Genomic DNA, 19648 nt, shown 5'->3' with positions numbered 1-19648 from the left:
CATGATTAAACTCTTTGCTGACAAATTGGCTGTATTAGGGATAATAGCTCACTAGGATGATGAATTAAAATATCAGGTTGACACTTGGCTAAAGCCTCAGCCGTATTAAACCCCCAACTGACAGCGACTGATCTAACCCCGCTTTTTCTGGCGGCTTCAATATCACGAGTTTCATCCCCAACATAAGTAACCCTCTCAGGAGGTATATTTTTATCTTTTAAAATTCGTTTAATCACCTTATCTTTGCCAAAAAGATGAAAGCTGCTTTCAATGAAATTAAAGCAATGTAAGAAGCCATGTTCCCTTAACACCTGGCTAGCATTATCTTCAGAGTTAGAGGTAATAATGCCAAGGTGACAATTATTTTGTTTTAGAGATTCTAAAACATCCATCATTCCTTCAATTAGAGAGATATTACTAATTTCTTTTTGAAATTCTTCCCGCACTCGTTTATTTAAAAATGGTAATTGCCACCAATGAACCCGAGACTGCTTAATCACTTCCTTTGCTGTTAATTTTTGAAAATGAGCAATTTTTGTTTCGTCTAAAGCGACAAAACCAAATTCTGGTGCAAGGCGATTAATAATATTAATTACTAATTCTTTTGTATCGGCAATTGTGCCATCAAAATCAAAAATAACAATCTGAGTATCCATTTTTGTTAAAACTAATCATTGGGATTGCGATCCCCGTCTTCTTCTAGATTAACACGAGCATTGCGTCTCCACATCGCTGGTTTAATCCGTCTTAGGGCTGATCCCCGTGTTTTTTCATCCCAATCTTGTTCTTTTAGTTGCGATAATTCTATCAGGTTAGGAGCAAAATTATCAGGGCGCGGTTGAAAGTCATCACAGTCTGTTTCTTTGGCAAATTGTTGATTCCATGGACAAACTTCTTGACAAATATCACAACCAGCCACCCAACCGTCAAGGGTGATATTTTCAGGGAGATTTTCGGAGCGATTTTCAATGGTATGATAAGCAATACATTTATTGGCATCTACGACAAAAGGTTGGGGAAAAGCATTCGTAGGACAAGCCTCTAAACAGCGTGTACAAGTGCCACAGTGCTCAGTATGAGGGGTATCTGGTGTTAATTCTAAAGTCGTTAAAACTTCTCCTAAAAATACCCAACTACCATAGTCACGGGTAATGACATTACTATTTTTGGCAATCCAACCTAACCCTGCTTGCTGCGCCCAAAATTTATCTTGTAAGGGGCCAGTATCACAATAATATCGAGTTTTAATGGTTTCGTCTTGATCTTCTAACCACTGGGAAAGGGCTTTTAATTTTTTCTTCATCACTTTATGATAATCTCGTCCCCAAGCATATCGAGACACTTTCCCTGTTTCAGCATCATCAGGTTGCTCATAAGGGGTATAGTAATTAAGAGCAACGGCAATAACAGATTTTACTCCCGAAAGGCAGGCTTCGAGATCAAAACGTTTGGGATTATTTATCCAATCCATATCCGCATGATATCCTGAAGCTAACCAGTTTTTGAGACGAGTTTGGGCTACGGTTTGTTCATCATTTTTTGCCTCAGCAATTCCTACTAAATGAAACCCTAATGATTTCGCTTTTTCTTTAATTTCTGTACTGGTTAAAACCATTATTAATAATGAATCAGGAAGAGTCGAGAATTAAACAACTTCGTCAACAGTTACAAGCGGCAAATGAGGCTTATTATTTGCACGATAATCCTATTATGGAAGATGAGGTTTATGATCGTCTTTATCGAGAGTTGCAGGGGTTAGAAGAAAAATATCCAGAGTTAATTACCCCTGATAGCCCAACTCAACGAATAGGAGGAGAGGTTGCAGAAGGGTTTGCCTCGGTTAAACATCAAATTCCCCTCTATAGCCTAGAAAATGCTTTTAATGAGGAAGAATTTAGACAATGGGCAGCGCGACACCAAGGAGAAGCGGTTGAGTATGTCTGTGAGTTAAAAATTGATGGCAATGCCTTAGCATTAACCTATGAGGATGGGGTGTTAGTACGAGGGGTAACGCGAGGCGATGGAGAAACGGGGGAAGAGATTACCAATAATGTTCGCACCATTCCCAGTATCCCTTTACGTCTGAAATTAAATAATCCCCCAGCGCGAGTCGAGGTGAGAGGGGAGGCGTTTTTACCCCGTCAAACCTTTGAAAAAATTAATCAAACCCGTCAAGCCAATGGAGAATCCGTTTTTGCTAATCCTCGTAATGCTACGTCGGGAACGTTGCGACAATTTGATCCCAAAGTGGTGGCGGAACGGAAGTTAGATTTTTTTGCTTATACTCTGTATGTGGTAGAGGAAAATTCCCCTTGGCAGCCAGAAACTCAAGATTACTCGTTACAGGTGTTAGAAGAAATGGGGTTTAAGGTGAATCCTCATCGTAAGGTTTGTCAGTCTTTAGAAGAAGTTGAGGAGTTTTTCCGAGAATGGGAAGAAAAACGGAACACCCTAGCTTATGAAACAGATGGGGTAGTGGTGAAAATTAATTCCTATGCGTTACAAAAAAGGCTCGGATTTACGCAAAAATTCCCTCGCTGGGCGATCGCGCTGAAGTTTCCCGCCGAAGAAGCCCCCAGTCAAATTAAAGCGATTACGGTCAATGTTGGGCGCACAGGTGCCGTGACACCACTTGCTCATCTTGAACCCATTTCGCTAGCTGGAACCACTGTCCAACGGGCAACGCTTCATAATAGTGATTTTATCAGAGAATTAGATGTTTGTATTGGAGATACAGTAGTGGTGAGGAAAGCTGGGGATATTATTCCTGAGATTGTTCGAGTTTTACCCTCATTACGCCCCAATGACGCACAGGCGTTTATAATGCCGAAAGAATGCCCTGAATGTGGTTCTACTTTAGTCCGCCCAGAAGGGGAAGCAATAACACGCTGTGTGAATGCTTCTTGTCCAGCGATTTTACGAGGGAGTTTGGTGCATTGGGCTTCTCGGGATGCGATGGATATTCAGGGGTTGGGGGAAAAAATGGTGGAAAGTTTGGTCAGTAAGGGGTTAGTCACTTCGGTGGCGGATTTGTATCAGTTACAAGTGGAGGGGTTAGTTAAACTAGAAAGAGTGGGGGAAAAATCAGCAGGAAATCTCGTTCGCGCGATCGCGCAGTCCAAACAGCAACCTTGGTCACGGGTACTTTATGGCTTAGGGATTCGCTATGTGGGAAAAGTGAATGCGGGGATTTTAGCCAAGAAGTTTCCCACGGTAGAAAAATTAGCCAAGGCAAGTATTGACGAGTTACAAGCCGTAGAAGGAATCGGAGAAGAAATCGCGCGATCGCTGTATCAGTGGTTTAGAATTGAAGCCAACCAAAACTTAATCCAAGAGTTACAGAATTTAGGGCTAAATCTGGGAGAAGATACATCCACCTCTGAACCGATAACGCAACCCCTAGCAGGGAAAACCTTTGTTCTCACAGGAAAATTTAATAGTTTTACTCGCAAAGAAGCCCAAACCCTCATTGAACAAGCAGGAGGAAAAGTTACCAGTTCTGTCAGTCAAAAAACTGATTATGTTGTCGTTGGAGAAGACAGTGGATCAAAACAAGAAAAAGCCAAAGCCTTAGAAATTCCGCAAATCGGGGAAGACGAGTTAAAAGCAATGCTGAATCAAGAATAAAATCAAGGATATTACGCGATCGCGCTAATTTTTCCTTAAGAATCCATTTCAATGGACGTTTGATTTAATTCATCTCTGTAGCGCCGCCAGTGGGGTAAAAACTGATCCATTAAACTCCGAAAGCGTTCGTTATGATGTCGTTCAAAAAGATGAGTCATTTCATGGACAATGACATATTCTAAACAGGAGGGAGGTTTTTTCGCTAATTCTAAATTTAACCAAATCCTTTGCGCTTGAATATTACAAGTTCCCCATTTGGTTTTCATGCGTTTAACGGGACTTAAACAAGAAAATAAAATAAATTGTGCTAAACTGCTTGCATGATAATTAAATTACGTTGTCAGTTAACCCATGAAACAAACTACTCCTTCTGCGAGGCGCAGCGTGCTTTGAAAGATGGTGTCGTCGTTTCGACAATGTCTTGAAGACCAAAGCCGAAAAACAGGGATTTCGACAATATTTGGGGGAATTATTGGGGGAAAGTCGGCGAAAAAAACTATCAGAGATGGCAAAAAACGCAATTGGAGTAGTTTACCCAGAGGGAACAAACCAGGAATGGTTTTGATTGATTCTGGTTATGGAAACAACACAACTTTCCTCTCCCAACTAGAAGAAAGAAATCTGAACTATTTAGGAGGAATTGCCAAAAATCGAAAGGTCAAACTAGAGAAAACAGGAAATGCTAAGGAAACCATTCGGGTTGACGAACTAGCTGCATCGCTCTCAAAAAGCGATTTTACAGAAGTTCAACTGACAATAGAAAAACCCAAAACTTTTTGGGTAGCGGTAGTAGAAGGAGAAATTTCACGCTTAGAAGGAAAGAAAAGCATCGCGATCGTCATGAATGCTTCTAGCTTTTCTGAAGCAACAGAAGTTGACTACTTTCTTACGAATGTTCCACCTAACCAAGCAACTCCTCAATGGGTCGTTAAAACTTATTCCCAAAGAAATTGGGTAGAAGTTTTCTACTGAGAAGCGAAGGGAAATTTAGGACTGAAGGAATATCAAGTCAGAGACAAACGAAGTCTTTTAAGACATTTCATTTTAGTTTTCTGTGCCTATACCTTCATCGTTTGGCATCAACTGACAGGAGGATTCAGACGCATCTGGTCAAATCGACCTTTGAATACATTTAGTGAAGCCTTATACCATCTCTGATAACTTATGCTACAATGCCTCGGAAGTAAAATGACTTGGAGTTAAGTGCCATGAGAGTTAACTATCAATGCGTCATTCAAGAAACTCCCTCACAACTGAAAAAACTTCAAACCCAGCAGAAAGAGCTTTCAAAATTTCGGAAAATGCAAGGTTTATATTTGCTAAAAACCGGTGAAGTAAAAACAGTGACTCATCTAGCGACTTATTTAGGAGTGCATCGGGTAACTATTCAAAGATGGTTAAAGAGCTATCGCCAAGAAGGAGTAAACGGATTATTAACCGAACCAGAGGATCAAGGAGGGCGACCACCAAAAATAGAAGGAAGCGCGATTGCCTTCGGCAAATGGCAGAGCCATATCGCAGAGCTACAAGAAAGACTATCACAAGAAGAACAAGGATTTAGAAGCTACGGAGAAATCCAAAAATGGTTAGAAGATAATTACCAGATTTTCCTCAACTATAAAACGCTATACCATTTGGTGAAATATAAACTAAAAGCGAAACTGAAAGTTCCTAGACTCAGATCTTGCACCTGGTAATTTGAACATCTAATCCCTGCTGTTTCAGTAAAGGTCGTTGACGCTCAACTTCCGCTAACAATAGAGCAATAACTAATTCCACCAAGCAAGTTTCAAGAATAATGGTTGCAGCCACTCCCCAATCGGGGAGCTCTTTGGTATCAAGAGAAAGATAACCCCAATGAGCAAGCAAAAAAGCCACTAAGGACAAGATCAACCAACGATACATTCCCTTGAGAGTCTTTTGAGCAAACCGATGAAGACCAAAACGGTATTTAGCGGTCTTAAAAAATCCCTCAATTTGCCAGCGATGTCTTCCCCACCAAACAATGGTACTGGCTTTTAAGGGTTTGGTGGAGAGAACATAACGCTTAGAGCGTTTCTTTTCTCCATCTCGTTTGAGATAGAACCAAGCTACACTAACCGGAAAATTAAGTCCTTGAAGCCTGACTTGTTGGCCAGGCTGATGTAATTGCCATAGAGGGCGATGATCTTGGAGGAGACGGTCACGACGAACACCAGTAATAGCATGAAGCTTCAGAGAGCGGATTCCTTTGAGAAATTCGACGCTACCAAAAGCTGTGTCTGCCAACACCATGACCTGAAACTGGCGTTTCAGCCATCGCGGTAGTTGCCGTACTAACTTCAATCCTAACTGTGCTGGAGTGGAATGTCCTTTTCCTCGATAGATGCGAAAACTCCATGGAAGACGCCACCTTCCCACTACCAGATAGATGACCACTAGATGCAATCCTCTTTTGCCATCAAACACATGAACTAGGTCTTGATAGCCCTTAAACTTTCCCCGTTTTTCCAAAGTTGTTAAGTCAATGATTACTTGTAAGTGAGGACGCCGACCTCGGGGATGGTAGTGGCTTAGTTGTTGCTTAATCATCCGTCTGACTTGGCGGATGAGCGATCGCGCTGACCAGATGTAATGATTGAGAAAACGACTGAGAGCACTGGCTGATTTAAGTGCTGAGTGTTGGGGGCGGTGTGTTCCTTGAGCTTTTAGAAACAGTTCCAAGAAAGCTTGAAGACTTTGTTTTTGATAGTCGCTTTCCATCAATTGTACCAATTGATAGATGAGCCTCACGGGGTGACAATCGTGTTGTAATCGCCTCAAGCGCTGACGTAGATAGCCTTTTATAATAAACAGATCAGGCTGCGCGATCACGCTAACTGTGCGATCGCAGAAACCAAAATGAACTTAAAAAATGCTACCAAAATTATATCGCAATCACCTTGCTAATCGACTCACTCGTGCCCAATTATTAAGCCTAGAAATCTGGGTATGGCTGTTACAAGTTCATAAAAATGTGAAAATCGAAAAACTAGCTGCGTACTATCCTTTACCGATTAAGTATGAAAGTCGTCGCCGTCGTCTTCAAAGATTTCTAGTGCTTCCTTCCCTGTCCATGGCCCTAATTTGGTTTCCAATCATTAAAGAAATTATTAAACTCATTCACCCAAGTAATCAACCTCTTTACTTAGCTTTAGACAGAACGCAGTGGCAAGATAAAAACTTGTTTGTTGTCGCCTTCATTCATCAGAAACGAGCTCTTCCCATTTATTGGCAATTTTTATCAAAGAAAGGAGCCAGTAATTTAAAAGAACAAAAAGCTTTACTCAAACCGATTTTGAAACTTCTGAGAGGTTATCGATTAATCATTTTAGGAGACCGTGAATTTCATAGCATCGAGCTGGCTAAATGGTTACGGAGAGAGAAAGTGGGCTTTGTTCTGCGTCAGAAAAAAGACCGAAACATTCAAGTCAAAGGAAAAGATTGTCAATCTCTTAGTTGCTTCGACTTTCAACCAGGAGACTCTCATTTCTTTCCTAATATAAAAGTGGGTAAAAACGGATTCGGTCAATTTTCTGTTGCCGTTAAATGGAAAAAGAAATACCGAGGAAGTGTCGAAAAAGAGCCTTGGTATCTTCTGACTAATCTTCCCGATCTCGACTCGGCAATCAAAGCTTATCAAAAGCGTATGGGAATCGAAGCCATGTTTAAGGATTGTAAGATCGGAGGTTATAATTTAGAAGGCTCTAAGGCTTCAGTAAAAAGACTAAGTAATTTGGTTTTGTTGTGCGCGATCGCGTACACGGTCTCCAGTTTAAAGGGGCAATCCATTCGGTTCAAAGGTCAACAAGAATATCTTGGTCGTCTGAGAACAGTGAAGCAAAAAATGACGAAAAATAGTAATTTCTTAATCGGCTTATATGGTCAAACTTGGATCATCACTCAGATTTTTGTCAAAGATTGGGTAGAAGAATTGATGAGTCTTAATCGCAATAAGTTTCCCTTTTATCAGAAAGGGTTAAGAGCTATGGAACTTATACAGCAAGGGGCTTAAGCCAGTCGTCACCCCTTGAGCTGCCCATTATGCCAAAACAAATAATGTCGTCCTCAAAATGGTCCCTTTTCCTGAAAAGCGGTTTCCAATTCTGGCGAATGCCCATAATAAAGCCCTTGAATATCACGATACAATTCCTTGTGTAAGCGCGACAGATTATCCCAAATGGGAAGAGAACGGTTTTGCAAGTATTCATCCACTTCTTGGGCATCCCACCAAGACACGGCATAAGCTAATCGTTGCCCAGAAGCCGTGCGTAACCAAACTTGACGGCGCAATCGTGGTGTAGGAACTGCCATAATATCCTCGGGGGCGCGATCATTACGTCTCTACCGTCAACAACTAGATACTCTCCTTACCGCCATTGACGATGACAATTGGGAGGCTGTAGAACAAATTTTAGAAACTACCCAAGAAGCCCGATTACGGTTTGGGGATTTTTCTTAGACATTGCCGAGTTCTTGTCGCAAGCGATAGATAATGGTATCACCATCAATTTGCGAGAGAATATTTTTAATAACAGTACTTGGCCCCAACGGTCCCCAACTGCAGCCATTTTTTAGGTACTCTTGGGCCGTTTGTCCAACCGTGTAAGCCCCATACCCCGCGATCGCGCCTTGAGTAGCTGCCAAACCGGAGTAAGAGATAATCGCACTGGGGCTGCCCCAACTTGCGCCAATGATAGCACTACTTTTTCCCACACCCAGTAAAAAATTCGTGCCAATTTCCCCTAATAGTAAACTTCCCGAACTAATGAGAATCCGCCGCCAGAGTTTTCCAGCTTCATAGCTAGTCATGGGTAAGCCATATAATTGCGCTAACCCCCGAATTAAAGCTAAATCGGCAAACGTGCCGCCAATTAGGTCAAAAATGGCAAGAGGATTAATAGCTACCGCGATCGCCTTATATTTCGCATAGTTCCAAATCAGGGTTTCTGCTTCTTCTTGGCGTAACCGAATTGTTTCTTGGGCAAGGTGCAGTTCAGCATTTTGGGCTTGTAACAAGGCATTAATGGCTAACAGCGATCGTCCTTCCCGATTTAAAATTTCTAAAATAGCTTCTTTCAGAGGCTCTACTTTTGGTGGTTGTGGCTCTCTCTCATAGGTAATCTCGCCATCAGGTTGTTCCACGCGCACATGCATCGCAGGAGGTTCAGCGGAAATCATGATAATTTCACGAGGAGATAAAAGTTCCTGTAACTGTTCCCCTTCTTTCCCTGTTCCCAACTGGCGCAACTGTTCATAAATAACTTGGCGATCTTTCTCAGGATAAAGATCGACTTTATTAAAGACTAATAACAGAGGCTTTTTCGCTTGCCTCAGTTCACAGAGAGCTTGATATTCCGTGCGAGTGATATCCCCAGCAACCACAAAGAGAATTAAATCCGCCTGTTGGGCAATGGTTTGTGCCATTTGCGCCCGTTCTTCCCCTTCTACCTCATCTAAGCCTGGCGTATCAATCAATTCAATTTGTACCTTCCCACTAGGGGGACTCCAGCGAATGGTTTGGGGCCATCGGGTGATACCATGAATGGGGCCAGTGGTCATAACTTTTTTCCCCACTAGGGCATTAATGACCGCTGATTTACCGCGACTGACTAAGCCAAATGTGGCAATGCGAATTACAGTTTCATCGAGCTTATCATACGCCGCTTTTAGAGTTTGTAAGTCTTGTTTAACCGCAGCTTGAAGTTCACTATTCGGAGTCGCCTTACCATGACGACGCATATTCCCATACCAAGATAACGCCTGGCTCAAACTAGCTCGGGCTTGGTTAATATGGGCTTGTTGGGAAGAAGAGTTTTTGCTCATGGTTCGGAAAATCCTTGCCACATAGATTGAATGCAATTTAGGGGGATTTTCTCAATGATGACATAATTTCGAGAACTTCAAGAGGGAAACGGTAAATTATAGGTACGATGAAAATCTTGCTGTACTTTATAGGTAAGACGACGAGACACTTGGCGAACAATTTGGGCTAAAACTCGATTCCCTGTTCTCCGTATTACAGGTTTCGGAAAGCGATAGATAAACTGAGGAAAATAAATCGCAACGCCTAAGTCTAGAGTCCATTCTACCTCTGTAATTGTGTCACAATTTTTAGGTTCAGCTTTTTCTGGGTTTTCCGCTAGTTGTAATTCGGCTTGATAATCAACTTCGTATAAGTGATCATCATTTCTCGCTATGGGAACAGTCTCCATGCGATAAATCCCATTGTTTTCAGGGAGTAATTCTACACCGATTTTTGGCTCTAGCTCAAAGCCTAATGCGCCAAAGCGACCAATGGTTAAGGCATAACTATTTTCTCCAATGGGCTCAACTGTCATGGGAGAGGCACAGCGCACAAACCATCCCTGATGGGCATCAAGATACTCCTGGACGGTTTCTGCATCACTCAGCATGGTCATTTTCCCTTCAAATTGATTACGGAATTCTAAGGGAGACGAAGTTGGCTGTTTAATTTTGGTCTCAGTTTCTAGGTTTTGCATTTGATTTGATTGGCACTCCATAACCACACCTGACTCTATTGTTCACTTTTATTAGTTTTGACTGATCAACCCTAGGGGGAATTTAGGAAAAATTTCTCAGAAGGTGATAAGTAAGCTAAACCCCTTGCTGTATAACTTCCATAGCTCTTAAACCCCTTTCAGAGAATGGCAACTGATTCTGATTTAACCTCATCAATTTCTCCATCCAATTTTGGATAAAAGTTTGAACCATTATATTATCCAGACTTGTCCATAAATAAATTGTTCAATTTGCGACTTTAGATCATCAGTAGAAGTAAAGTTACCTTATCTGAGTAAACCTCGAACCAAAATGCCGAACCAAGCATTCTATTCTCTCAGCAGATGAAATTACAGTTTCCTTTCGCTTTTAGCTTGTAACATAGTTCATTGGCAACTCCTTTTTTCTTGCTTTATTTCCTACCAAACTCTTATAAGCTGTAAGCAGTAATCAATTCTTATTAAGGGAGAACTTACAAGTAATTAAAATCTCCTAAGTTTAACTAGCCGTTCTCAGAAGTCTCCCGACAGAATCTTTGATTTGTCGGTGAGATGAATGAGAACAGTTATGATATAATTGAATCAGTTTCTTGCGACACGATGTCGCATTTTGAGAGTGAGACCCTCAGAAAGTCTCTACCCAAGTGTGCAAGGGTATCCTCGCTCCTAACTGCGTCACTGGTAACGGTAAGGTGGAAAGCAAGGAGTCAAATGTAACCTGTTCAAGTATAACCTGCTAGAACGGGCGGGTGCAAAGAGGAAGTTCAGCACGGTGAACAAAAGTGAAGTGTCCGATGAGCTGTCGTTATTCAAGTCCCTGTAAGCTAAGGCTAATTACCGAGCAGGTAGTAAAACAGGGGGTTAGCAGTGAAATCGAGAGAAAGTAGCTGGTCGTTAAGGGCGATGGTCAGGTTGTACCCCGAAACTTGGTACAACAAAGGTTAACTCCCCCAACTTGAGTTAGCTAGCACACCGTAGCACCCTCGGCGGACAGGACACCACCTAACCTGAGCGTATCTCTCGAATGCGAAACGTGGTAAACCCAATGGGGTCTGGGTTCGTCCCAGTAGGCTAACCGCAAGGAAGGCACAATTCCCTAGTGGGCATAGGACAGCTTAAGAAGCAAAAGCCGTCTGCTGATTCGAGCGGTCTCTCTTGGATACCCTTTCAAAGGGGATAGTTGACAGATTGTTGTCGCGCCCTTATCGGAATCGACCGATAAAACCAAGGGAGTAACTAGCAAGAACCTGTGAAAGCAAAGGGAACGCCTACGGGTATAACCTGACGGATAGGGGTTCAAAATTTGCCCCACTCGAAAGAGGAGCAGACTTAAGCACGGGTGAACCAGTAACTCGAACGGTTAATCGGAAAACCTTAAATGTCGCGTTAAAAGATAAATGCCTCGCGGGGTAATCGTAAGCGCGAGAGGTCTAACCTAGGTGAATACGAAGACAGCCTATTAGGGTCTGAGTTTGCTTGAGCCGTGTGCGGTGAAAGTCGCACGCACGGTTCTGAGGGGGGAGGGGGAGAGCAATCTCCCTGACCTACCCGGCGGATGGGGAACTTTTTCGGCGAAAACCAAGCCAGGAGATAAAAGAATTTTTTGATTCTCTTCCATCCAATTATCTATAAAGCTCGGGAGCCGAGCTGTTCGCCTATCGCCTTGGTGTAAGACTTCCCTTTTCCTATGATTAGAAAAGCAACCGATTGGGTAGGAAGCTCCCGTTAGAATCTTCGATTTAACGGGAGTAGCTCACTAAGTCCTGCTATAACAGAATAGGATTGATTAATTACACAAACTTACTTATGAGTCGGATTTTTTTAGCAGTTGCTGCCATTTTAGCGGGCACATCAGTTGCAGCAGGAGCTTTTGCTAGTCATGCCCTAAAAGAACGTCTTACTGAAAGAGCTATAGACATTTTTGAAACAGGAGCCAGATATCAAATGTATCATGCTCTAGCCCTGTTTGGAGTAGCTTTGCTTTTAGGTCAGACTGAAACTTCACAGACACTCTTAATTGCCACTGGTTTTGCCTTCATTTTAGGAGTCATAATTTTCTCAGGGAGTTTGTATGGGTTAAGTTTTACAGGTCTTAAATGGCTTGGGGCAATTACTCCCTTGGGGGGTGTTGCGTTTCTCATTGGTTGGGGATGTCTCGCTGTAGCTGCGATCGCGTTCAAATAAGCCCTAAAATGCTTTGTTACCATAGCTTTCAGCGTAACAGACTTGGCTTAAGTCAAATCGCCCTCCATAGTTTTTATCAGGTTCAGCGGCGTAACCTAAAGGCAAAAGACAACAAACATCAACTTTGTCTGGAATATTAAATGCACTTTTTACTTGACTGGTGACAAACCCTTCCATTGGGCAACTATCTACGCCATAACTTTTAGCAACTAACATAAGGTGATCAACAGCCAGCATGGTATGACGATTTGTCCATACTTCTTGATTGCCAAAACTAGGGCTATTTTCAACAAATCCAGGAATGGTATTTCGCATATAATTAGCATACTGCTCATTCATGGATTGATGTTCTTCTCCAAGACGAATTACTGCTTCAATGTTTTCGGTAGAAACAGCAGCGCGATCGCCGCAACAAATTAATACCACAGGGGCTTCTTCTACTTGTCGTTGGTTAAAAGCACACTCTTTTAATTTCGCTTTATTTTCAGCACTTTTGATTAAGATAAACCGCCAAGGTTGCAAGTTAAATCCTGAGGGAGCTTGGATTCCTAAGTGTAAAATTCTTTCTAAGATGTCTTCTGGGATTGGGTCACTTTTAAAAGCACGGGCAGCACGACGTTGCTTGATTACTTCAGGGAGTTCTAAGGAAGGACGTTTTTCGCGATTCATCAGTTTTGTTACTAGGAAAGGAATTAACTCCCCCAATCATAACTTTTCCTATTTTCTTCAGTCTAGACCTTACTTGAAAGTAACTATTGTCCGTTTGCGTTTGATAAAATGAGCCAGAAAGCTAAATTTGTAGTTGCCTCTAGGGCATGGGCTGGCATATCAACTAACTGCCCTGAAGTGAGGGCAAATTTTTCCCGATTAGGCTTAATGTTCTTTCCTCTTTATGAACCTAATCCTCTCCAATAGGCTTGCTAGGAATCAACCCTAATCCCCAATCTGCTACGCTGAGAATAGATATTTCTCACTCCCAACTCTTTAAACTGGACGATACTGATAGAAAAGCATCATGCCACAATTTATAATTACTTGGATTGCAACCGCGATCGCGCTTCTGATTACAGCGTGGATTGTCCCTGGTCTCGTGATCAATAGCGTAGTCGCCGCTATTATCGGAGCCGCGGTGTTAGGGTTTGTTAACGCCATTGTCAAACCCATTTTATTCTTTTTTACCCTTCCGTTGACCATTCTCACTCTCGGCTTATTTTTGTTGGTTTTAAACGCCATTACCTTTGGGATTGTTGGCGCATTAACCCCTGGGTTTACAGTTAGTGGTTTTTTCCCCGCCCTATTTGGTTCTTTAATTCTCTCCTTTATTGCTGGCATATTAAACCAATTTTTCCAAGACGAATTAGGCTAAATAGAGAGAATACTTTAATTGAGGAGTCAATAAACATATGCAAGCGAATGTTCGTAAATTTTTCGCTTATTTTCTAGTGTTATGCTTTGGATTTTTTATCGGGGGTGGTGGTTCTTATCCCGCTCCTGTGCAAGCACAAACCGTTACTAATAGCGATCTCATTGCTCAAAGCCCTAGCCCGCAAACAATTACCAATCGCTTTGTTAGTCAAGCAGTAGAAAAAGTCGGTGGTGCGGTAGTTCGTATTGATACTGAGAGAACGGTTACTCAAACTAATCCCTTTGCGGATGATCCCTTTTTCCGCCGTTTCTTTGGTGAAGACTTTTTACCCAATATGCCGCGAGAAAGACGGTTAAGAGGGCAAGGTTCAGGCTTTATTATTGATAGTGATGGGATGATTCTCACCAATGCCCATGTGGTGCAACAAGCTGATCAGGTGAGTGTAAATCTCAAAGATGGGCGTACCTTTGATGGTCGGGTGCTTGGGGCTGATCCCATCACGGATTTAGCAGTGATTAAAGTGCAAGGCAATGATTTACCTACTGTACCCTTAGGAGATTCTGATCAAGTAAGAGTAGGAGATTGGGCGATCGCGGTGGGCAATCCTTTAGGATTAGATAATACGGTAACATTAGGGATTATCAGTACCCTCAACCGCCCTAGTGCTAAGGTAGGGATTCCTGATAAGCGGTTAGACTTCCTACAAACCGATGCAGCTATTAATCCGGGTAATTCTGGCGGCCCCCTACTCAATGATCGCGGTGAAGTGATTGGCATTAATACCGCCATTCGTGCTGATGCGAATGGGATTGGTTTTGCCATTCCTGTGAATAAAGCCAAAGATATTTATGCCCAGTTATCCCAAGGGAAAAAAGTTTCTCACCCCTATATTGGGATTCGCATGATTAGCCTTACCCCTGAGTTGGCAAAGGAAATTAATCGCGATCCTAATGCTGGTTTATTGATTCCAGAAATAGAAGGGGTTTTAGTGATGCAAATTCAAGCAGATACTCCAGCAGCGCGATCGGGCTTAAGACGAGGGGATGTGATTACTCAAATTGATGGCACTCGCATTACTAGTGGTGAACAATTACAGCGTGTTGTGGAAAATAGTAATGTGGGTCAAAAACTGACTTTTAAGGTGCGACGCGGCGATCGCGTAGAAACTTTATCTCTTTATCCAGCAGAGTTAGAGGAGTTTTCATAGGATTAGTCATTAGTCATTGGTTTACAAAGGACGAAGGACAAACAACAAAGGACATATTAAGGTTGGGCAAAGACACCCAACCTCTTATTAATAAACGGCAAAATATTTAGCGCGATCGCGCTGATGATGAAAAGATTTAATTAATCTCGTAAAGCATAGCCTACCCCACGCACAGTTTTAATTAAACGAGACTCCCCTTCTGCTTCTAATTTTAGTCGGAGATAGCGAATATAAACTTCAATAATATTGGAATCCCCCATAAAATCATAACCCCAAACTCGTTCTAAAATTTGGTCACGGGTTAACACTTGACGGGGATGAAGCAGGAGATAGCGTAATAGTTCAAATTCTTTTGCTGTTAGTTCAATCGCGCGATTATTGCGATAAACTTCTCTTGTGCTAGTATTGAGCCTAATATCAGCAAACTGTAGAACCTCACTCGGTTCATCTTGATTACGGCGTAGATGGGCGCGAACACGGGCAAATAACTCTTCAACACTAAAAGGTTTTACTACATAATCATCCGCCCCAGCGTCTAACCCTTCCACGCGATCACTGATTTCATCTTTTGCTGTTAATAAAATGACAGGAACAGTGCTTCCAGTTTGACGTAACCGCCGACAAATTTCTAATCCTGAAATTCCAGGTAACATCCAATCTAGAATAAGTAAGTCTGGGTTTAATTCTCGCGCTTGTGTTAACCCTTCAAAGCCATCATAGGTGGTTGTTACCTCATACCCCTCGTACTTCAGTTCTAACTCAATAAACTGGGCGAGTTTGGCTTCATCTTCCACAATTAAAATTTGGGCTGTCATAAGTTTAAACTCAGGAATGCTAAATTATAGTGATTCCAAATAAAAAACAGCAACCTAAAAGTAGTGGGAGCATCTTGCTCCCTAGTAGCAGCCAAGATGGCTGCACTACGGAACTGAATTGGAACGACTATAATCCTATTTTAAGGAATTCAGATTGCTACCAAATTGTTTGAATATTCAAGTGTCATGGCTTTACAAAGGACAAAGGACGAAAGACAAAGGACAAATAAGGTTGGGCAACGACACCCAACCTCTTTATTTTTTAATTGCAAACCCAATTTACTAAGGTACGAACAGGGAAACCAGTTGCGCCAGCATTATTAATGCCACTTTCCTTATCAATCCAAGCAGGCCCTGCAATATCTAGATGCGCCCACGGGGTTTCATTGACAAACTGCTTTAAGAAGAGGGCTGCAGTAATTGATCCAGCCTGACGGGGCCCCACATTTTTCATATCTGCAATCTGCGACTTTAAACCCTCGAAATATTTGTCTTCTAAAGGCATTTGCCACATTTTTTCCCCTGCAAGATCGGCAGCATTTTTCAATTGATCGGCAAGGAGATCATCGCTACTCCATAATCCGCCAATATCATCCCCAAGAGCAATCACACAAGCCCCTGTGAGGGTTGCAAGGTCAACAATTGCATCAACCCCTAATTTTTCCGCAAAAACAAGGGCATCAGCAAGGGTTAATCGTCCTTCAGCATCAGTATTATTCACTTCAATGGTTTTGCCGTTAGAGGCGGTGAGAATATCCCCAGGGTGCATCGCATGACCACTGATCATATTCTCAGTAGCGGCACTAATAAAATGCACTTCTACATCCGGTTTAAGTTCTGCTATCGCTTTGGCTGCCCCAAAGGTTGCCCCAGCGCCGCCCATATCCATTTTCATGGTTTCAATGCCACTGCCACTGGGTTTAAGGTTTAATCCTCCTGAATCAAAGGTAATTCCTTTCCCAACAATGGCAACTTTTCGTCGCGGTGTGCCTTGAGGTTTATAGGTGAGATGAATAAACTTCGGGGGAACATCTGAGGCTTTAGCAACGCCTAAATATGCCCCCATGCCCATTTTTTCACAGTCTTCTTTTTCTAAAATTTCAATTTCTAAACCATATTCAGAGGCAAGTTCTTGGGCTAAAGTGGCAAGGGTAACAGAATCAACGTTATTAGCAGGGGCATCGACTAACTGCTTGGCAAGAATAACCCCTTCGCAAATTTTTTCTGCCTTGGTGATGGCTTCTTGTTGTTCTCCTAATTCTAATAGTTCTACGGTTTCGAGTTTTAAGGGGGTTGACTCTTCCTCTGACTTGAAGCGGCGATCTTCATAAAGGGCAATTGTAATCCCTTCTGTAATCGCTTGCGCGGTGAGACTGGGGTTATTATTAACAATGGGGAGGCTAATCGCAAGATTTTGGCTGCGTTGAGATTTTGCCAACCGCGCGATCGCGCCTCCAGCTAAACGCACACTATCCAATTTAAACTCGTCAGCATCTCCCAAACCAACTAACATAATCTTCCGTACGGGGCAATCGCCTCCCACACGGGTAATCACGTTATTGCCAAATTTCCCATCAAAATCGGTTTCTGCAATTAATTCTTTAATGGTTCCGGCTAACTTCTTATCCAGTTCGGCTAACTCACCTGTAACGGTTACGCCACCGACAAATAAGCCGACAGCAAGGGTATCCCCATTCCAAGTTAACGTTGTTTTATCGGTTGCTTGTACTTTCATTCTTTCTATTTTCTCGACAATCTCTCCTCTTCATTCTAAGCAATAATCATTAATTTTTGTCACTAATTCTTGGTCAATAACCGTTGCTTTTTTAACTTCTTCTCTAGCCAGTTCTAGCTCACTCATTTCTTGATTATTATACGCTTGAACAAACGAGCGAGTTGCTTCTGCTGTCTCTTCATACATTTGGATAAATTGATTTTGATAGGTTTGTAACTGCGGATCACTAATGTTTAAATCTGCCATTTCTTTAGCCGCTAATTCCATGGTATCTGAAGCTAATAAAGCGGCTTCAGGATCAGTGGTTTCTTGACCATCAGTGATAGTTTTGGTTTCATCAACGGTTTCATTAGCTAGGGTAATAATTTTGGCACATTCTTGGCTTCTTCCTACTGTGCAACTACTCATTGCAATTGCGATCACTACTAAAAATAAAGGTCGGAGTAAGTTACTCATCCTGAGAAATTTGTTGTCATTATTAAATTACTATCTTATCAATCAATAAGATTCAATTGTTAAGGGAAATGCAGTATCCTAGTCTAGGGAAGCCTCTGTGAATTATCCTAAGAAAAGTAGTCTCAATTGGTAATGAATAAGCATAGATAATGACGATTGTTGCTCCCCATCAAAAAGCGAAAGGACTCACACCTGGTAAGCCTCGTCCAGCGAAAGCACTGTGCAGTGAATGCGGACTCTGCGACACTCACTATATTCACTATGTTAAAGAAGCCTGCGCCTTTCTCAATGAACAAATTGCTGAGTTGGAAGCCCAAGCCCATGGGCGGAGTCGTGACTTAGAGAAAGAGGATGATCTCTATTTTGGGGTTCATCAAGAGATGATCGCCGCTCGAAAAAAAGAGCCCATTGAAGGCGCACAGTGGACAGGCATTGTCAGCGCGATCGCGTGTGAAATGCTGAAACAAGGCAAGGTAGAAGGCGTGGTTTGTGTCCAAAATCGCCCAGATGATCGCTTTCAGCCTATGCCTATTATTGCACGAACCCCAGAAGAAGTGCTAGCCGCGCGAGTGAATAAACCTACCCTTTCCCCAAACCTTTCTATTCTGGAAGAAGTAGAACAATCAGGCTTTAAACGACTTTTAGCCATTGGTGTCGGCTGTCAAATTCAAGCCCTCCGCGCTGTGCAAGATAAAATTGGCTTAGAAAAGCTCTATGTCTTAGGAACGCCCTGTGTGGATAATGTGACACGGGAAGGACTCCAAAAATTCCTCGAAACTACTAGTAAATCTCCCGAAACCGTTGTTCACTACGAATTTATGCAAGACTTTCGGGTTCACTTTAAGCACGAAGACGGTAGCATTGAGAAAGTTCCCTTCTTTGGACTCAATACCAAGGAATTAAAAGATGTTTTTGCCCCTTCCTGCATGAGTTGCTTTGACTATGTTAATTCCCTTGCTGATTTAGTTGTGGGTTATATGGGCGCACCATTTAAGTATCAATGGTTAGTCGTCCGTAACGATATCGGAAAAGAAATGTTAGATCTGGTGCGAGATCAACTGGAAACGCAAGCAGTGACTTCCCAAGGTGATCGTAAAAACGCCGTCCAACAGAGTATTCCAGCTTATGATAAAGGAGTCACACTTCCCATGTGGGCTGCGAAATTAATGGGAGTGGTGATTGAAAAAATTGGGCCCAAAGGCTTAGAATATGCTCGTTTCTCCATTGACTCTCACTTTACCCGTAATTACCTCTATGTCAAACGCAATTATCCTGAGAAACTAGACGATCACGTTCCCGAATTTGCGAAAAAGATTGTTGAACAATACGAACTGCCGGAAGAGTGAAAAGATACACTAGAAAATAGCCCTCATAAATTAAGGAGAAGAGTCCATGAATGTTTTTGGCATTGGCTTACCAGAAATGGCTTTAATTTTCGTCATCGCCCTTTTAATCTTTGGCCCCAAAAAGCTCCCTGAAATTGGGAGCAGTCTCGGGAAAGCCATTCGTGGTTTTCAAGATGCCTCCCGAGAGTTTGAAAATGAATTTAAGCGCGAAACCAGCAAAGCCCAAAAGAGTGAGTCTGTGAAAATGAATGCTCAACTTGAACCGAGTGAGTCTGAAGCAGAAACAGTTTCCCAAGCAGACACAACTTCTGAAAAAGCCTCTTCGGAAAAAGAACAATCTCAAGTTAATAGCTAAATCGCCAACCTCAGAAAA

At 42.3% G+C, this 19648-nt stretch carries 18 protein-coding genes and 2 pseudogenes; 9 read left to right on the top strand and 11 right to left on the bottom strand.

The genetic code is table 11. The features are described 5' to 3' along the window. Positions 1 to 5: 5 nt before the first annotated feature. Together FRE64_RS15415 and queG are read right to left on the bottom strand one after the other, a co-directional pair. Positions 6 to 656, bottom strand: a complete 651-nt coding sequence (locus FRE64_RS15415; RefSeq protein ID WP_146297043.1) for an HAD-IA family hydrolase — start codon at positions 654 to 656, stop codon at positions 6 to 8. An 11-nt stretch (positions 657 to 667) separates the two neighbouring features. Further along, the gene (gene queG / locus FRE64_RS15410) at positions 668 to 1615 is read right to left on the bottom strand and encodes a tRNA epoxyqueuosine(34) reductase QueG (protein WP_146297042.1); all 948 of its coding nucleotides are present in this window, start codon (positions 1613 to 1615) and stop codon (positions 668 to 670) included. 8 nt (positions 1616 to 1623) lie between these two features. Between queG and ligA the strand changes: the two genes are divergently transcribed. Continuing rightward, positions 1624 to 3627: an NAD-dependent DNA ligase LigA gene (gene ligA, locus FRE64_RS15405; protein WP_146297041.1), complete on the top strand. Its 2004-nt coding sequence runs from the start codon at positions 1624 to 1626 to the stop codon at positions 3625 to 3627. Positions 3628 to 3662: 35 nt separating this feature from the next. On the opposite strand, the gene FRE64_RS15400 is transcribed toward ligA, so the two are convergent. Further along, positions 3663 to 3893 (bottom strand): SprT-like domain-containing protein, encoded by a 231-nt coding sequence (locus FRE64_RS15400; protein ID WP_246140339.1) that lies wholly within the window; start codon positions 3891 to 3893, stop codon positions 3663 to 3665. 85 nt (positions 3894 to 3978) lie between these two features. Between FRE64_RS15400 and FRE64_RS15395 the strand changes: the two are divergent. Next, a pseudogene (locus tag FRE64_RS15395) lies at positions 3979 to 4773 on the top strand (transposase); the annotation flags it as partial. A 62-nt stretch (positions 4774 to 4835) separates the two neighbouring features. Then, positions 4836 to 5324, top strand: coding sequence for a helix-turn-helix domain-containing protein (locus tag FRE64_RS15390; protein WP_146297039.1), 489 nt, complete (start codon positions 4836 to 4838; stop codon positions 5322 to 5324). Here the strand turns inward: FRE64_RS15390 and FRE64_RS15385 are convergent. Beyond that, the gene (locus tag FRE64_RS15385) at positions 5305 to 6369 is read right to left on the bottom strand and encodes a transposase (RefSeq protein WP_146297038.1); all 1065 of its coding nucleotides are present in this window, start codon (positions 6367 to 6369) and stop codon (positions 5305 to 5307) included. The two genes, FRE64_RS15390 and FRE64_RS15385, sit on opposite strands and share 20 nt — an antisense overlap. A gap of 151 nt (positions 6370 to 6520) precedes the next feature. Between FRE64_RS15385 and FRE64_RS15380 the strand changes: the two genes are divergently transcribed. Next, complete coding sequence (locus FRE64_RS15380; RefSeq protein ID WP_146294195.1) at positions 6521 to 7660, top strand: IS4 family transposase; 1140 nt, start codon at positions 6521 to 6523, stop codon at positions 7658 to 7660. 56 nt (positions 7661 to 7716) lie between these two features. Here the strand turns inward: FRE64_RS15380 and FRE64_RS15375 are convergent. From FRE64_RS15375 to FRE64_RS15365, 3 genes and pseudogenes are all read right to left on the bottom strand, one after another. Then, positions 7717 to 7980: pseudogene (locus FRE64_RS15375) on the bottom strand (chorismate pyruvate-lyase family protein); the annotation flags it as partial. 123 nt (positions 7981 to 8103) lie between these two features. Then, a complete protein-coding gene (locus FRE64_RS15370) occupies positions 8104 to 9471 on the bottom strand; it encodes a GTP-binding protein (RefSeq protein ID WP_146297037.1) in 1368 nt (455 codons plus the stop codon). Between the two features lie 77 nt (positions 9472 to 9548). After that, positions 9549 to 10148, bottom strand: a complete 600-nt coding sequence (locus FRE64_RS15365; protein ID WP_246140338.1) for a DUF1997 domain-containing protein — start codon at positions 10146 to 10148, stop codon at positions 9549 to 9551. Positions 10149 to 11972: 1824 nt separating this feature from the next. Between FRE64_RS15365 and FRE64_RS15360 the strand changes: the two genes are divergently transcribed. Beyond that, positions 11973 to 12350: a DUF423 domain-containing protein gene (locus FRE64_RS15360; RefSeq protein WP_146297035.1), complete on the top strand. Its 378-nt coding sequence runs from the start codon at positions 11973 to 11975 to the stop codon at positions 12348 to 12350. A 3-nt stretch (positions 12351 to 12353) separates the two neighbouring features. Here the strand turns inward: FRE64_RS15360 and FRE64_RS15355 are convergent, their stop codons facing one another. Continuing rightward, the gene (locus FRE64_RS15355; protein ID WP_146297034.1) at positions 12354 to 13019 is read right to left on the bottom strand and encodes a nitroreductase family protein; all 666 of its coding nucleotides are present in this window, start codon (positions 13017 to 13019) and stop codon (positions 12354 to 12356) included. Positions 13020 to 13365: 346 nt separating this feature from the next. Here FRE64_RS15355 and FRE64_RS15345 point away from each other — a divergent pair, with 346 nt between their 5' ends. Both FRE64_RS15345 and FRE64_RS15340 read left to right on the top strand, forming a co-directional pair. Continuing rightward, entirely contained in the window at positions 13366 to 13716 is a 351-nt protein-coding gene (locus FRE64_RS15345) for a phage holin family protein (protein ID WP_146297033.1), read from the top strand. Positions 13717 to 13753: 37 nt separating this feature from the next. After that, positions 13754 to 14923 (top strand): HhoA/HhoB/HtrA family serine endopeptidase, encoded by a 1170-nt coding sequence (locus FRE64_RS15340; RefSeq protein ID WP_146297032.1) that lies wholly within the window; start codon positions 13754 to 13756, stop codon positions 14921 to 14923. Between the two features lie 140 nt (positions 14924 to 15063). Here FRE64_RS15340 and FRE64_RS15335 read toward each other — a convergent pair whose 3' ends face one another. From FRE64_RS15335 to FRE64_RS15325, 3 genes are all read right to left on the bottom strand, one after another. Then, positions 15064 to 15738: a response regulator transcription factor gene (locus FRE64_RS15335; RefSeq protein ID WP_146297031.1), complete on the bottom strand. Its 675-nt coding sequence runs from the start codon at positions 15736 to 15738 to the stop codon at positions 15064 to 15066. Between the two features lie 262 nt (positions 15739 to 16000). Then, a complete protein-coding gene (locus FRE64_RS15330) occupies positions 16001 to 17473 on the bottom strand; it encodes a leucyl aminopeptidase (protein WP_146297030.1) in 1473 nt (490 codons plus the stop codon). Between the two features lie 30 nt (positions 17474 to 17503). Further along, positions 17504 to 17929, bottom strand: a complete 426-nt coding sequence (locus tag FRE64_RS15325; protein ID WP_146297029.1) for a hypothetical protein — start codon at positions 17927 to 17929, stop codon at positions 17504 to 17506. A 149-nt stretch (positions 17930 to 18078) separates the two neighbouring features. Between FRE64_RS15325 and FRE64_RS15320 the strand changes: the two genes are divergently transcribed. Together FRE64_RS15320 and FRE64_RS15315 are read left to right on the top strand one after the other, a co-directional pair. Beyond that, entirely contained in the window at positions 18079 to 19275 is a 1197-nt protein-coding gene (locus FRE64_RS15320; protein ID WP_146297028.1) for a Coenzyme F420 hydrogenase/dehydrogenase, beta subunit C-terminal domain, read from the top strand. A gap of 46 nt (positions 19276 to 19321) precedes the next feature. Continuing rightward, complete coding sequence (locus FRE64_RS15315) at positions 19322 to 19630, top strand: TatA/E family twin arginine-targeting protein translocase (protein WP_146297027.1); 309 nt, start codon at positions 19322 to 19324, stop codon at positions 19628 to 19630. Positions 19631 to 19648: the final 18 nt, after the last annotated feature.

Origin of the sequence: Euhalothece natronophila Z-M001 (genome assembly GCF_007904085.1) — a bacterium.
Classification (GTDB): Bacteria; Cyanobacteriota; Cyanobacteriia; order Cyanobacteriales; family Rubidibacteraceae; genus Halothece; species Halothece natronophila.
This window is presented reverse-complemented; position numbering and strand designations above follow the sequence as displayed.